This window comes from Pseudomonas sp. R1-18, from assembly GCF_051132095.1.
Taxonomy (GTDB): Bacteria; Pseudomonadota; Gammaproteobacteria; order Pseudomonadales; family Pseudomonadaceae; genus Aquipseudomonas.
In genome coordinates this window covers 3,160,056-3,174,355 of the sequence record NZ_CP071658.1, presented here as the reverse complement: position 1 = coordinate 3,174,355, position 14,300 = coordinate 3,160,056, and the positions used below count along the sequence as shown (strand labels likewise).

Genomic DNA, 14,300 nt, shown 5'->3' with positions numbered 1-14,300 from the left:
AGGGGTCGTGAAAAGTGCCGCTAGCTTAGCCTTTTGCCAGCTCGGGGTGAAAGCACTCGCGGTCGGCATGACTCATGTCGAAATAATTGAACGTTATAAGGGAGCACACCATGCGTCCAACTCATGGACGAATCCCGACATTCGATGGCTATCTCGGGTAGAATGCGCGCCCGGTTTTTGGAGAAGCTCATGACCCTGCTCAAATTCAGCGATGTGTCCCTTGCGTTCGGCGCCATGCCGTTGTTGGACAAGGTGTCCTGGCAGATCGCCCGTGGTGAGCGGGTGTGTATCATCGGCCGCAATGGCACTGGCAAATCCAGCATGTTGAAGCTGGTCAAAGGTGTGCAGAAGCCCGACGACGGCGCGGTGTGGCGTGCGCCTGGTCTGAAGATCGGTGAATTGCCGCAGGAATTGCCGGTAGCCGACGGGCGGAGCGTGTTCGACGTGGTCGCCGAGGGCCTGGACGGCGTCGGCGCGCTGCTTGCCGAGTATCACCATCTCGCCCAGAACTGCGTGACCGAGGAAGACCTCAACAAGTTGATGCATGTGCAGCAGGATCTCGAAGCCCGCGACGGCTGGCGCCTGCAGCAGTTGGTCGAAAGCACTCTGAGCCGCCTGCAGCTGCCGGCCGACAAGACTCTGGCCGAATTGTCCGGCGGCTGGCGCCGTCGCGTACTGCTGGCCCAGGCACTGGTGTCCGAGCCCGATCTGCTGCTGCTCGACGAACCGACCAACCATCTGGACATCGGCGCTATTGCCTGGCTCGAAGAAGCGCTCAAGGATTTCCAGGGCGCCGTGCTGTTCATCACGCACGACCGGGCATTCCTGCAGAACCTGGCAACACGCATTCTGGAACTGGACCGTGGCGGCCTGATTGACTGGAACGGTGACTACGCCAGCTTCCTCGTCCACAAGGAAGCCGCACTGGCGGCCGAAGAAACCGCCAACGCCCTGTTCGACAAGCGTCTGGCCCAGGAAGAAGTCTGGATTCGTCAGGGCATCAAGGCCCGCCGGACCCGTAACGAAGGCCGCGTCCGCGCCCTGAAGGCGCTGCGCGTCGAGCGTAGCGAACGGCGCGAGCGCACCGGCAAGGCCAACATTCAGCTTGACACGGCGGAAAAATCCGGCAAGCAGGTGATGGTTCTGGACAACGTCAGCTTCGCGCATCCGGGCGGGCCGACGCTGATCAAGGACTTCTCCATGGTCCTGCAACGCGAGGACCGCATCGGTCTGCTGGGCGCGAACGGCACCGGCAAGACGACGCTGCTCAAACTGATGCTCGACAATCTGCAGCCGACCTCGGGCAAGGTCGAGGTCGGGACACGTCTAGACGTTGCCTACTTCGACCAGCTGCGTCACCAGCTCGATCTGGAAAAGACCGTGATCGACAACGTGGCCGAAGGGCGCGATTTCATCGATATCGACGGTCAGAGCCGCCATGTTCTGAGCTACCTGGGCGATTTCCTGTTCAGCCCGCAACGTGCGCGCACGCCGGTCAAGGCGCTGTCGGGTGGTGAGCGCGCGCGTCTGCTGCTGGCCAAGCTGTTCAGCAAGCCGGCGAACCTGCTGGTGCTCGACGAACCCACCAACGACCTGGACGTGGAAACCCTGGAGTTGCTGGAAGAAGTGCTGCTGACCTTCAAAGGCACTGTGCTGATGGTCAGCCACGACCGGGCATTCCTGGACAACGTCGTCACCAGCACCCTGGTGTTCGAAGGGGAAGGCAAGGTACGTGAGTACGTCGGCGGTTATCAGGACTGGCTGCGTCAGGGCGGTTCGCCACGTCTGCTGGGCGTGACCGACACCAAGTCGGGCAAGGCCGAGCTGGCGAGCGCTGTGGTTCAGGCCGCTCCGGTCGCCGCGCAGGAAATGCCCGTGGCGAAAAAGAAACTCAGCTACAAGCAGCAACGTGAGCTTGAAGCGCTGCCCGGTCAGATCGACGCTGTTGAGGCGAAGATGGCCGCGCTGACCGCTGAAATGGCCGAGCCGGGCTTCTATCAGCGCCCGGCCGAGCAAACCACAGCGGTGCTGGCCCAGGTCGAAAACCTTCAGGGCGAGCTGGATGCGCTGATGGAGCGTTGGGCAGAACTGGACGAGTAATCGTCTTCGCGCTGCAGCAAAAGCCCGGGTCCTGCCCGGGCTTTTCGCTGTTGACGCTGGCTTATTCGGGTTTTTTCAGGCGTACGGCCAGCACGTCACAAGGTGCGCCATGCAGCACGTCGTTGGCGGTCGAACCGAGCAGCAGGGCCAGGCCGTGGCGACCGTGGCTGCCCACCACGATCAGGTCGCATTGCTGGTTTTTGGCCAGCTGGTGGATTTCCTGACGCGGCTGGCCATACACCAGGTGGCTTTCGCCGGCTTTCATGTCAGGGTATTTGAGCTTGAGCTTCTCCAGCTTTTCCTTGGCCTGATCGAACTGCTGCTGTTGCAGTTGCGAAAGATCCATGGGGACATCGCCGCCGAAGGCCATGGCCATAGGCTCAACGATATGCACCATCGACAGTGTCGCGTCGCTGGCTTGCGCCAACTCACGAGCGCGGCGGATGACCGGGTCACACTCTTCGGTGAGGTCAATGGCAACCAGAATATGTTGATACGACATGGGGATGTCCTCCGGGAGGATTGCGATGGTGATGAGTATGGCTCTTTCCCGCGCATCTGGGCAGAGCCTCGTGCAAGCCTTTGTTTTCTGTAATGTTGTTTGCAGCCTGCGGGCGGGGGCAAGAAATATGACGGTCTGGATAGTTCTGTCAATCATTTGTGTGATGTTGAGCCCATTGGTCTGGCTGCGACCTTCGCGTCATGCGAGCGGAAAAATGGCTTTGCGTATGGAGGCGCGGCGCATGGGGTTGGCTATGCAGCTGGCTCCTCAGGAGTGGCCGCACTGGCTATCCAGACAGCCGCCGAACCCTTGCGCGCAGTACCACCGGCCGCGCCGGAGTGCTCAGCCTGCCAGTTGGGCGTACTGGCAGAGCGAGCCGGGCAAGTGGCTTAATCGCTGGCGCGAGCCGTGTGAAGATCCGCTTCTTATGGCGCATTTCGACAGTCTGCCGGGCGACGTTTACAAGGTTGAGGCCGACGCGCAGATGATCGCTCTGTACTGGGCCGAGAAGGGCGAGCCCGAAGTGCTGCACCGGATCAGCGCCGTTCTGAAGGCGCTGGCGTGATGGTTTCTCCGCAGCCTCGCCACTGAAACCCGGGCATTAAAAAGCCCGATAGCAACATCGGGCCGGGGTTGGCCAGGCAGGCCGTTAACCAATGTCGCTGGACGGTGCAATGCCGAGCCAGCGCAGACGCGCGGCGCGTGGATATGCCGCCGGGCACAGTGCGCTGACTCTAGACGCTCTGCTCCGTCTTGTCGCGCGGCGCCTCGATTTTTTCTCCTGCTGACCCTTAACGGTGCGCTGCCAGCGCAGGCTTTGGGTCCAGCTTGGCATTATCACTCCCATGAATGAAGCTGAATCAGACTTGGCCGTACGCTCGCAATTTGTCTGGCGCAAACGGCAGTCGACCGTGTTTATTGATATTTCGGTGAATTGACAATCATCCGGTTTTGCCGGATGGTGTGCGTACCAAATCAAACGGCCGTATGAATCGAGTGTTTGGGCGTCAGACGGCTCTGACAGAATCCTGGCTACCACGTCGGCGGGTGTGCTTGTGATTTGGCGTGTTCATCGACGGCGACGTCGTAGTCTCATTCGACGGTCACGTCGGGTGAGTATTGTTCAGCTTCCATACTGGAGATCAGTTGATGATTTACGAAGGTAAAGCCATCACGGTTAAGGCTCTTGAAAGTGGCATCGTCGAATTGAATTTCGACCTCAAGGGTGAGTCCGTCAACAAGTTCAACCGTCTCACCCTCAACGAATTGCGCCAGGTCGTGGATACTCTCAAGGCTGATTCGTCCGTCAAGGGTGTGATTGTCAGCAGCGGCAAGGACGTGTTCATCGTCGGTGCCGACATCACCGAGTTCGTCGACAATTTCAAGCTGCCGGAAGCCGAACTGACGGCGGGCAACCTGGAAGCCAATCGCATTTTCAGCGATTTCGAAGACTTGGGCGTGCCTACCGTTGTCGCCATCAACGGCCTCGCGCTGGGTGGCGGGCTGGAGATGTGTCTCGCAGCCGATTACCGGGTCATGTCCAGCACCGCCAAAATCGGTCTTCCGGAAGTCAAGCTTGGCCTGTACCCCGGCTTTGGCGGCACCGTACGCCTGCCCCGCCTGATCGGCGCCGATAACGCCATCGAGTGGATTGCTTCGGGCAAGGAAAACAGCGCTGAAGATGCGCTGAAAGTCAGCGCGGTGGATGCCGTGGTCGCCCCCGAGAAGCTTCGCGCCGCGGCGCTGGACCTGATCAAGCGTGCCATCTCCGGCGAATTCGACTTCAAGGCCAAGCGCCAGCCCAAGCTCGACAAGCTCAAGCTCAACCCTATCGAGCAGATGATGACGTTCGAGACGGCCAAGGGTTTCGTGGCAGGCCAGGCCGGCCCGAACTACCCGGCGCCGGTTGAAGCCATCAAGACCATCCAGAAAGCCGCCAATTTCGGCCGTGACAAGGCGCTCGAAATCGAGGCCGCGGGCTTTGTGAAGATGGCCAAGACTTCGGCCGCCCAGAGCCTGATCGGTCTGTTTCTCAACGACCAGGAGCTCAAGCGCAAGGCCAAGGCTTACGACGAAGTCGCCCGAGATGTGAAGCAGGCCGCAGTACTCGGCGCCGGCATCATGGGCGGCGGCATTGCCTACCAGTCAGCGGTCAAGGGCACGCCGATCCTGATGAAGGACATTCGCGAGGAAGCCATTCAGTTGGGCCTCAACGAAGCGTCCAAATTGCTGGGTAACCGTGTCGAGAAAGGCCGTCTGACCCCGGCGAAGATGGCTGAAGCGCTCAACGCGATTCGCCCGACGCTGTCCTACGGCGATTTCGGCAACGTCGACCTGGTGGTCGAAGCCGTGGTTGAGAACCCCAAGGTCAAGCAGGCGGTACTGGCTGAAGTCGAAGCCCAGGTTGCCGAAGGCACGATCCTGGCGTCCAACACCTCGACCATTTCCATCAGCCTGTTGGCGCAGGCGCTCAAGCGCCCGGAAAACTTCGTTGGTATGCACTTCTTCAACCCGGTGCACATGATGCCGCTGGTCGAAGTCATTCGCGGCGAGAAATCCAGCGAAGAGGCGGTGGCGACCACCGTGGCCTACGCCAAGAAGATGGGCAAGAACCCGATCGTGGTCAACGACTGCCCGGGCTTTCTGGTCAACCGCGTGCTGTTCCCGTATTTCGGCGGTTTCGCCAAACTGGTCAGCGCTGGTGTGGACTTTGTCCGCATCGACAAAGTGATGGAGAAATTCGGCTGGCCGATGGGCCCGGCGTACCTCATGGACGTTGTCGGTATCGACACCGGCCACCACGGCCGTGACGTCATGGCGGAAGGTTTCCCGGACCGCATGAAGGATGACCGCCGCTCCGCCATCGATGTGCTGTACGAAGCCAAGCGCCTGGGTCAGAAGAACGGCAAAGGCTTCTATTCCTACGAGACGGACAAGAAGGGCAAACCTAAAAAGGTTAACGACCCGGCGGTGCTCGATGTGCTCAAGCCGATCGTCTACGAGCAGCGCGAAGTGACCGACGAAGACATCATCAACTGGATGATGATCCCGCTGTGCATGGAGACTGTGCGCTGCCTTGAAGACGGCATCGTCGAAACCGCCGCCGAAGCCGACATGGGCCTGATCTACGGCATCGGTTTCCCTCCGTTCCGTGGTGGCGCGCTGCGTTACATCGATTCGATCGGCGTCGCCGAATTCGTTGCCCTCGCTGACCAATATGCCGAGCTGGGCGCCTTGTACCAACCGACCGCGAAGCTGCGCGAAATGGCTGAAAAAGGCCGGAGCTTCTTCGGTTAAGCGCCTTTCTGAGGAATGAACGTATGAGCTTGAATCCAAGAGACGTCGTGATTGTCGACTTCGGTCGCACCCCGATGGGCCGCTCCAAAGGCGGCATGCACCGCAACACCCGCGCCGAAGACATGTCGGCGCACCTGATCAGCAAACTGCTGGAGCGCAACAGCAAGGTCGACCCGGCCGAAGTCGAAGACGTGATCTGGGGCTGCGTGAACCAGACCCTGGAGCAGGGCTGGAACATCGCGCGCATGGCGTCGTTGCTGACCCAGATCCCGCACACATCGGCTGCGCAGACCGTTAGCCGTCTGTGCGGTTCGTCGATGAGCGCGCTGCACACCGCAGCCCAGGCAATCATGACCGGCAACGGCGACGTGTTCGTCATCGGCGGCGTCGAGCACATGGGCCACGTCAGCATGATGCATGGCGTGGATCCCAATCCGCACCTGTCCCTGTACGCGGCCAAGGCATCGGGCATGATGGGCCTGACGGCCGAAATGCTCGGCAAGATGCACGGTATCACCCGCGAACAGCAGGACGCTTTCGGCCTGCGCTCCCACCAGCTTGCTCACAAGGCAACGCTGGAAGGCAAGTTCAAGGATGAGATCATCCCGATGCAGGGTTACGACGAAGACGGCTTCCTGAAAGTCTTCGATTACGACGAAACCATTCGTCCGGACACCACGCTGGAAAGCCTCGCCGCGCTCAAGCCCGCCTTCAACCCCAAAGGCGGGACCGTGACGGCCGGTACGTCTTCGCAGATCACCGACGGCGCATCCTGCATGATCGTGATGTCTGCGCAGCGTGCTCAGGACCTCGGCATCCAGCCGATGGCGGTGATTCGCTCGATGGCGGTGGCCGGCGTCGACCCTGCAATCATGGGTTACGGTCCGGTTCCGGCCACCCAGAAGGCGCTCAAGCGCGCAGGCCTGTCCATCTCCGACATCGACTTCTTCGAGCTCAACGAAGCCTTCGCCGCACAGGCCCTGCCAGTGCTCAAGGATCTGAAAGTGCTCGACAAGATGAATGAGAAGGTTAACCTGCATGGCGGCGCGATTGCCCTGGGACACCCGTTCGGGTGTTCCGGAGCGAGAATTTCCGGTACCTTGCTCAATGTAATGAAACAGAACGGCGGGACCCTCGGGGTTTCGACCATGTGCATCGGGCTAGGTCAGGGCATCGCCACCGTTTTCGAACGGGTCTGACAGGTTCTGGTGACACAAGCCGGGGCTCGATGCCCCGGCTTTTGTATTTTGGGAAAACGGTATTTTTTACCATTTGTTTTTGAACCTGTGTCCGAGGTCTACCGCATGCAACTTCAACCTGGAGTCTACCGCCACTATAAAGGCCCCGAGTATCGGGTATTCAGTATCGCCCGGCATTCGGAGACTGAAGAGGAAGTGGTGTTCTATCAGGCACTTTACGGCGATTACGGCATGTGGGTCCGGCCTTTGAGCATGTTCCTGGAGTCCGTCGAGGTTGACGGCGAACAGGTCCCGCGCTTTGCTTTGGTCACGGCCGAAGCCAGTCTGTTTTCCCGGCCTTGAGGCTGCACCGCACAACAGCTCGTGCTTGACCTCACCTTGTAGCCACTATATATAGCGTGGCCTCTACAAGCTCCACTCTGTCTTTCATCTAGTATTCAGGAATTTTCTGATCCATGGGCAAATCGCTGGTCATCGTGGAATCCCCGGCTAAGGCCAAGACCATCAACAAGTATTTGGGCAACCAATACGTGGTGAAGTCGAGTATCGGCCATATCCGAGACCTGCCCACCAGCGGTTCGGCCAGTGCTGCCAAAGAACCTGCCAAGCGCGGCAAGGCCGCTGCGGGCGAGGGCCCGGTACTGACCCCCAAGGAAAAGGCGCAGCGTCAGCTGGTGTCGCGTATGGGTGTCGACCCCGAGCACGGCTGGAAGGCCAAGTACGAAATCCTTCCCGGCAAGGAGAAGGTGATCGAAGAGCTTCGCAAGCTCGCCAAGGATGCCGACACCATTTATCTGGCAACGGACTTGGACCGCGAAGGGGAAGCCATCGCCTGGCACCTGCGCGAGGCCATTGGCGGCGACGACAACCGTTACAAGCGAGTGGTGTTCAACGAGATCACCAAAAAAGCCATCCAGGAAGCGTTTTCCACTCCGGGCGAACTCGACATTGCGCGGGTCAACGCCCAGCAGGCACGTCGTTTCCTGGATCGCGTCGTAGGTTACATGGTTTCGCCGCTGCTCTGGCAGAAGGTCGCGCGTGGTCTGTCCGCCGGTCGCGTACAGTCGGTGGCAGTGAAGCTGGTCGTGGAGCGCGAGCGGGAAATCCGCGCCTTCAATCCTGAAGAGTACTGGGAAATTCACGCCGACCTGGGCACTGCCAAGGGCGCCAATGTGCGTTTCGAGGTTGCCCGCGAGAATGGCGAAGCCTTCAAGCCGCTCAACGAAGCGCAGGCCATGGCTGCCCTCGACAAGCTGAAAGCCTCCAGCTACAGCATCGTCAAGCGCGAAGACAAGCCGACCAGCAGCAAACCATCCGCGCCGTTCATCACGTCAACCCTGCAGCAGGCCGCGAGCAACCGCCTGGGCTTCGGCGTGAAAAAGACCATGATGATGGCCCAGCGCTTGTATGAAGCGGGTTACATCACCTACATGCGTACCGACTCGACGAACCTGTCTGCCGACGCGGTCAGCATGGCGCGCGACTACATCGAATCGCAGTTCGGCAAGAAGTACCTGCCCGAAGCGCCGATCGTCTACAGCAGCAAGGAAGGCGCACAAGAGGCTCACGAAGCCATTCGCCCGTCCGACGTCAACACCGATCCGGCCAAGCTGTCGGGTATGGAGCGCGATGCCGAGCGTCTCTACGAACTGATCTGGCGTCAGTTCGTAGCCTGCCAGATGCCGCCTGCCCAGTATTTGTCGACCACCGTGAGCGTTGCCGCAGGCGACTTCGAGCTGCGCGCCAAGGGCCGGATCCTCAAATTTGACGGCTACACCCGTGTACTGCCGCAGATGACCAAGCCGGGCGACGACGGTGTACTGCCGGACATGGCGCAGGGCGAAAAACTCAGCCTGGTCAAGCTCGATCCTAGCCAGCATTTCACCAAGCCGCCTGCGCGTTATTCCGAAGCCAGCCTGGTCAAGGAGATGGAAAAGCGTGGCATCGGTCGCCCATCGACCTATGCGGCGATCATTTCGACCATCCAGGATCGCGGCTATGTGGCGCTGCACAACCGTCGCTTCTATTCGGAAAAGATGGGCGATATCGTCACCGGTCGTCTGGGCGAAAGCTTCCCCAATCTGATGGACTACGGCTTCACCGCCGGGATGGAAGAAAATCTCGACGACGTGGCCCAGGGCGAGCGTGACTGGAAAAGCGTGCTGGACGAGTTCTACGGTGATTTCCGCAAGAAGCTGGAAGTAGCCGAAGCGGCGGACGGTGGCATGCGCGCCAACCAGCCGGTCATGACCGACATTCCATGCAAGGTCTGTGGTCGTCCGATGCAGATCCGTACGGCTTCGACCGGCGTGTTCCTGGGCTGCTCAGGCTACAGCCTGCCGCCTAAAGAGCGCTGCAAGGCGACTATCAATCTCACCCCCGGCGACGAGATCGCCGAGGACGATGAAGGCGAGTCCGAGTCGCGCGTGCTGCGTGGCAAGCACCGTTGCCCGATCTGCAGCACCGCGATGGACGCGTACCTGCTGGACGAGAAGCACAAGCTGCATATCTGCGGCAACAATCCGGACTGCACCGGCTACGAGATCGAAGAGGGCACTTACCGCATCAAGGGCTACGAAGGTCCTAGCCTTGAATGCGACAAGTGCGGCAGTGAAATGCAGCTCAAGACCGGCCGTTTCGGCAAGTTCTTCGGTTGCACCAATCCGGATTGCAAGAACACCCGCAAGCTGCTCAAGAGCGGTGATGCCGCGCCGCCGAAGATGGATCCGGTAAAAATGCCGGAGCTCAAGTGCGACAAGGTCGACGACACCTACGTGCTGCGCGATGGCGCTTCAGGGCTGTTTCTGGCCGCAAGCCAGTTCCCGAAGAACCGCGAAACCCGTGCGCCGCTGGTCATCGAAATTCTGCCGCACAAAGCTGAGATCGATCCGAAGTATCACTTCCTGTGCGAAGCGCCACAGAAGGATCCGGACGGTCGGCCGGCGGTTATCCGTTACAGCCGCAAGACCAAAGAGCAATATGTGCAGACCGAGGTCGAAGGCAAGCCGACCGGCTGGCGCGCGTTCTATGACGGCGGCACCTGGAAGGTCGAAGACAAGCGCTGATCGCCAGGCGTCCGGCACTCATGTCGGACGCCTCGTCAGGCGGGCCGGAAATTCCACGCTGGTTGTTGTATCTGTTTGCTTTGGAGGGACTCGTCATGGCTCATGAGCTCTACACCCGTACCAATCAGAAGATCTATTTCGCCGGGCTTGCCCTTGACGCGCTGGGCAGGGCTGAAAAAGGTCTGGCGATGAATGCTCAGGCGCTATTGCAGGCCGAGCGCGAGTCAGCGCTCTTTCATCTGTATGGCGCACTGCTGGGGCTATGCCACGAGATCGCGGGTTTCTATCGCCTGCCGCAGGCGGGCGCGCCTCGTGCGGAAATGCTGCTGAATCGGGACGTGCTCGATACTGTCGCGATTCCAGAGCTTGCTGAGCTTGTAGAGCTGGCGCAGAACCGCGAAACCTGGCTGGCGCAGCTGCTTACGGCTTACAACGCCCTTTTCCAGCCGCCTCGTGCGCCCAAGCCGCCCAAAGGCGATGTTACCCAGCCAATGATCGTCGCGGTCAATCTGGATGACGAGCCGCCGCAGGCAGGCCTCACGCGTGACGAATTGGAAAGCTGGCGCCAGCAACTCAAAAGCCTGGCGGTTCGATTCCGCGAAGGTCTGAGCGAATGTTAAGGTTCGTCTGAAACCCGGTTTCATTGGCCCAAAAGCTCTGATCAATTCGTGTACAGGCTGGTACAATGCTCGTCTTTCGTGGAGTACCTGTCCTGATGCCTACCTCTTTTCTTGAAATTGTCGAATTACCCGATGGCCGTATCGAGCTGCGCCGCGCGGACGATGAGGGGTCACTCGTGACTCTGGATTTTTCCGACGATGCCAAAGCATTCATGCAGGGCCAGCACGTTGAAGTGGCGAAGGCCATGTTGAGCGTGGGTGTGCAAATGGCCGGCCGCCTGGCGGACGGCGAAATCGACAAGGACGAAACCGGGCCGCGCATTCTGCACTGACGCCCGGCGGGCTTTCAGCCCAGCCGGATGTTCAGGCTTTGCGCATCCCCGATCCGTGCGGCGCTGATCAGCTGCTGGCGCGCAGCGGATGTCAGCGGATTGATCCAGCTCACCACCGTATGGCTACGGCCCAATCGAAGCGCTTCTCGTGTCAGCTCCAGCGCGCTTTGCGTGCCGCGAGGCTGCAACACAAGAATTCGCTCACGATTCACTCCGGCTGCTCTCAGCCGCGCCTGGGTGAGACTCGCAGGTGGGGCGATAAGCGTCAGCCAACGGGCGTCGGCTTCTTCGCTCAACTCTCGCAGGATGGGTGCCAGCAGGTTCAGGCAGTTCCCCGGCGCACCGCGAAACGACAGCTCGCTGAACGCATCCGGTTCGTAACCCCAGGGATTTTCAGCGATTTCATTGATGATCGGAGCGATTGGCTGAGCCATGAACGCTTCGAACAGCGGTAACTGCGCTTGCGGTGTCTGGTGAAACTGCATAAACGTCTCCTTAGCGACGAATGACGCCAACGCTCAACCCTTCGATGACAAATTCCTGGTCCTTGAGGTCCACCTCTATAGGTGCGAAATCCTTGTTCTCAGCCAGCAGCCACACCTTGCTTCCCTCACGCTTGAAGCGCTTGACCGTCACCTCGTCGCCGATGCGAGCTACCACGATCTGGCCGTTGCGCGCCTCGCGAGTGGTGTGGACCGCCAGTAGATCACCGTCCAGGATGCCGATATCCTTCATGCTCATGCCGTGCACGCGCAGCAGGTAGTCGGCGTTGGGATGAAAAAACGCCGGATTGATGTTGCAGGATTCTTCGATATGCTGCTGAGCCAGAATCGGCGCACCGGCAGCGACCCGGCCAATGACGGGCAGGCTGCTGTCGTCGGGCTTGGGCTCGAAGCCGGGGATTCGGATGCCGCGTGACGCACCGGGAGTCATTTCGATGGCGCCCTTGCGAGCGAGAGCCTTGAGATGTTCTTCCGCGGCATTGGGCGATTTGAAGCCCAGTTCCTGGGCAATTTCCGCACGAGTCGGCGGATAGCCGTTGTCTTCAAGACAGCGTTTGATGAAGCCGAGGATTTCGGCCTGGCGTGGCGTCAGTTTGATCATGTCGAGCGCTCTGTCTTTTTATACAGTGACTGGGATTATATACAGTGAAGGCGCATTGGCAATCGACGTTTTCATTTTTGCCGCCGGGCGGTCACACCCCGAATCGCCGCAGACGTCTGGAATAACGGTCTTGTGATTGCAGTCCGGCAGTCACCGGTTGATACAGTGACTGTACGGCCACGAAATGAACGGGTTTGCTTGACAATCAACCCGGCTGATACGTATGTTTCAAACGTTCGTTTGTTAGGCAGAGAGCCATGGCACAGTCAGAAACGGTTGAACGCATCCTTGATGCCGCCGAGCAGTTGTTCGCGGAGAAAGGTTTTGCTGAAACATCCTTGCGTTTGATCACCAGCAAGGCATCGGTCAATCTGGCGGCCGTGAATTACCATTTCGGCTCCAAGAAGGCGCTGATTCAAGCCGTGTTTTCCCGGTTCCTTGGCCCTTTCTGTATCAGTCTCGACCGTGAGCTGGAACGCCGTCAGGCCCGCCCCGAGCACAAGCCTTCGCTTGAAGAACTGCTGGAGATTCTCGTCGAGCAGGCTCTGGTGGTGCAGCCTCGCAGTGGCAATGACCTGTCCATTTTCATGCGTCTGCTTGGCTTGGCATTCAGCCAGAGCCAGGGCCATTTGCGCCGTTATCTGGAAGACATGTACGGCAAGGTTTTCCGTCGCTACATGGTTCTGGTCAACGAAGCAGCACCGCGCATTCCTCCCATAGAACTGTTCTGGCGCGTGCATTTCATGCTTGGCGCGGCGGCGTTCAGCATGTCCGGCATCAAGGCCCTGCGCGCCATCGCCGAGAACGATTTTGGCGTCAACACTTCCATCGAGCAGGTCATGCGGCTGATGGTGCCGTTTCTCGCCGCGGGCATGCGCGCCGAGACCGGCGTGACCGATAGCGCAATGATCACGGCTCAGCTTAAGCCGCGCAGCAAAACCAGCCCGGCTGCGCCACAGGTGGCAAAGGCCTGACCTGGCCTCGCCGAGCCGCATTGCACCCGGCGTCATGATCAAGCACCATGCGCGCATTTGGTTCGCCTCTGGTGTAAGGGTTTATCTATGAGTTATGGCCTTCAAGGTTCGCTGATGGTCGACGTGGCCGGCACGTGGTTGACTGCGGAAGATCGTCAGCTACTGCGCCAGCCCGAGGTGGGCGGCCTGATCATTTTTGCCCGTAACATCGAGCATCCCCGTCAGGTGAGGGAGCTGAGCGCATCAATTCGCGCCATTCGGCCGGACCTTCTGCTGGCGGTGGATCAGGAAGGCGGGCGGGTTCAGCGCCTGCGTCAGGGGTTCGTCCGTTTGCCGGCGATGCGCGCCATCGCTGATCGAAAGGACGCGCTTGTGCTGGCTGAGCATTGCGGCTGGCTGATGGCGACTGAAGTCCTCGCAGTGGGCCTTGATTTGAGCTTTGCTCCCGTTCTGGACCTGGATCACGAGCGCAGCGCTGTGGTCGGCACGCGAGCATTCGAGGGCGATCCGGAGCGCGCCGCGCAGTTGGCCGGGGCGTTCATCAAGGGTATGAACGCCGCTGGCATGGCCGCAACCGGCAAGCACTTCCCCGGACACGGCTGGGCGGAAGCTGACTCCCACGTAGCCATCCCCACCGACGAACGCAGTCTGGAGCAGATCCGCGCACACGACCTGGTGCCTTTTGCCCGGTTGAGCAAGCAGTTGGCGGCCGTCATGCCCGCACATGTCATCTACCCGCAGGTTGATGCGCAACCGGCCGGCTTTTCTCGCCGCTGGCTGCAGGACATTCTGCGCAATGAACTGAAATTCGAAGGCGTGATCTTCAGCGACGATCTGTCCATGGCCGGCGCACATGTGGTCGGCGACGCCGCAAGCCGAATCGAAGCCGCGCTGTCTGCCGGTTGTGACATGGGGCTGGTGTGCAATGACCGCGCCGCGGCCGAGCTGGCGCTCAGCGCCGCGCAACGATTGAAGGTCAAACCGTCGGCGCGTATCGCCCGCATGCGCGGACAGGCAGATGCCTCGACCGAATATCGTCAGTACCCGCGCTGGCTCGCCGCGCTTCAGGCGTTACGCGGCGCCGAACTGATCGGCTGAGCCGGCGCT

General features: G+C 60.1%; 13 protein-coding genes. 10 read left to right on the top strand and 3 right to left on the bottom strand.

Annotation, left to right across the window (positions count from 1 at the left end; all coding sequences use genetic code 11):
* Positions 1–189: 189 nt before the first annotated feature.
* Positions 190–2,100 (top strand): ATP-binding cassette domain-containing protein, encoded by a 1,911-nt coding sequence (locus J3P77_RS14590; protein WP_434677316.1) that lies wholly within the window; start codon positions 190–192, stop codon positions 2,098–2,100.
* A gap of 61 nt (positions 2,101–2,161) precedes the next feature.
* Here J3P77_RS14590 and J3P77_RS14585 read toward each other — a convergent pair whose 3' ends face one another.
* The gene (locus J3P77_RS14585) at positions 2,162–2,602 is read right to left on the bottom strand and encodes a universal stress protein (RefSeq protein ID WP_434677315.1); all 441 of its coding nucleotides are present in this window, start codon (positions 2,600–2,602) and stop codon (positions 2,162–2,164) included.
* 127 nt (positions 2,603–2,729) lie between these two features.
* Here J3P77_RS14585 and J3P77_RS14580 point away from each other — a divergent pair, with 127 nt between their 5' ends.
* The 7 genes from J3P77_RS14580 to J3P77_RS14550 all read left to right on the top strand — a co-directional run bounded on the left by J3P77_RS14580 (position 2,730) and on the right by J3P77_RS14550 (position 11,115).
* A complete protein-coding gene (locus J3P77_RS14580; RefSeq protein ID WP_434682020.1) occupies positions 2,730–3,167 on the top strand; it encodes a hypothetical protein in 438 nt (145 codons plus the stop codon).
* Between the two features lie 584 nt (positions 3,168–3,751).
* Positions 3,752–5,899, top strand: a complete 2,148-nt coding sequence (fadB, locus tag J3P77_RS14575) for a fatty acid oxidation complex subunit alpha FadB (protein WP_434677314.1) — start codon at positions 3,752–3,754, stop codon at positions 5,897–5,899.
* A gap of 23 nt (positions 5,900–5,922) precedes the next feature.
* Positions 5,923–7,098 carry an acetyl-CoA C-acyltransferase FadA gene (gene fadA / locus J3P77_RS14570; RefSeq protein WP_434677313.1) on the top strand — a complete coding sequence of 392 codons (1,176 nt, stop codon included), beginning with the start codon at positions 5,923–5,925 and terminating at the stop codon, positions 7,096–7,098.
* A 105-nt stretch (positions 7,099–7,203) separates the two neighbouring features.
* Complete coding sequence (locus J3P77_RS14565; protein ID WP_434677312.1) at positions 7,204–7,440, top strand: DUF1653 domain-containing protein; 237 nt, start codon at positions 7,204–7,206, stop codon at positions 7,438–7,440.
* 113 nt (positions 7,441–7,553) lie between these two features.
* Positions 7,554–10,163, top strand: a complete 2,610-nt coding sequence (gene topA / locus J3P77_RS14560; protein WP_434677311.1) for a type I DNA topoisomerase — start codon at positions 7,554–7,556, stop codon at positions 10,161–10,163.
* A gap of 95 nt (positions 10,164–10,258) precedes the next feature.
* Positions 10,259–10,783, top strand: a complete 525-nt coding sequence (locus J3P77_RS14555) for a DUF6586 family protein (protein WP_434677310.1) — start codon at positions 10,259–10,261, stop codon at positions 10,781–10,783.
* Positions 10,784–10,878: 95 nt separating this feature from the next.
* Positions 10,879–11,115, top strand: a complete 237-nt coding sequence (locus tag J3P77_RS14550) for a hypothetical protein (RefSeq protein ID WP_434677309.1) — start codon at positions 10,879–10,881, stop codon at positions 11,113–11,115.
* Between the two features lie 14 nt (positions 11,116–11,129).
* Here J3P77_RS14550 and sulA read toward each other — a convergent pair whose 3' ends face one another.
* Together sulA and lexA are read right to left on the bottom strand one after the other, a co-directional pair.
* Positions 11,130–11,600: an SOS-induced cell division inhibitor SulA gene (sulA, locus tag J3P77_RS14545; protein ID WP_434677308.1), complete on the bottom strand. Its 471-nt coding sequence runs from the start codon at positions 11,598–11,600 to the stop codon at positions 11,130–11,132.
* Positions 11,601–11,610: 10 nt separating this feature from the next.
* Positions 11,611–12,219: a transcriptional repressor LexA gene (gene lexA, locus J3P77_RS14540; RefSeq protein WP_434677307.1), complete on the bottom strand. Its 609-nt coding sequence runs from the start codon at positions 12,217–12,219 to the stop codon at positions 11,611–11,613.
* 257 nt (positions 12,220–12,476) lie between these two features.
* On the opposite strand from lexA, the gene J3P77_RS14535 reads away from it, so the two are divergent.
* Both J3P77_RS14535 and nagZ read left to right on the top strand, forming a co-directional pair.
* Complete coding sequence (locus J3P77_RS14535; protein WP_434677306.1) at positions 12,477–13,193, top strand: TetR family transcriptional regulator; 717 nt, start codon at positions 12,477–12,479, stop codon at positions 13,191–13,193.
* Positions 13,194–13,280: 87 nt separating this feature from the next.
* A complete protein-coding gene (gene nagZ, locus J3P77_RS14530; protein ID WP_434677305.1) occupies positions 13,281–14,291 on the top strand; it encodes a beta-N-acetylhexosaminidase in 1,011 nt (336 codons plus the stop codon).
* Positions 14,292–14,300: the final 9 nt, after the last annotated feature.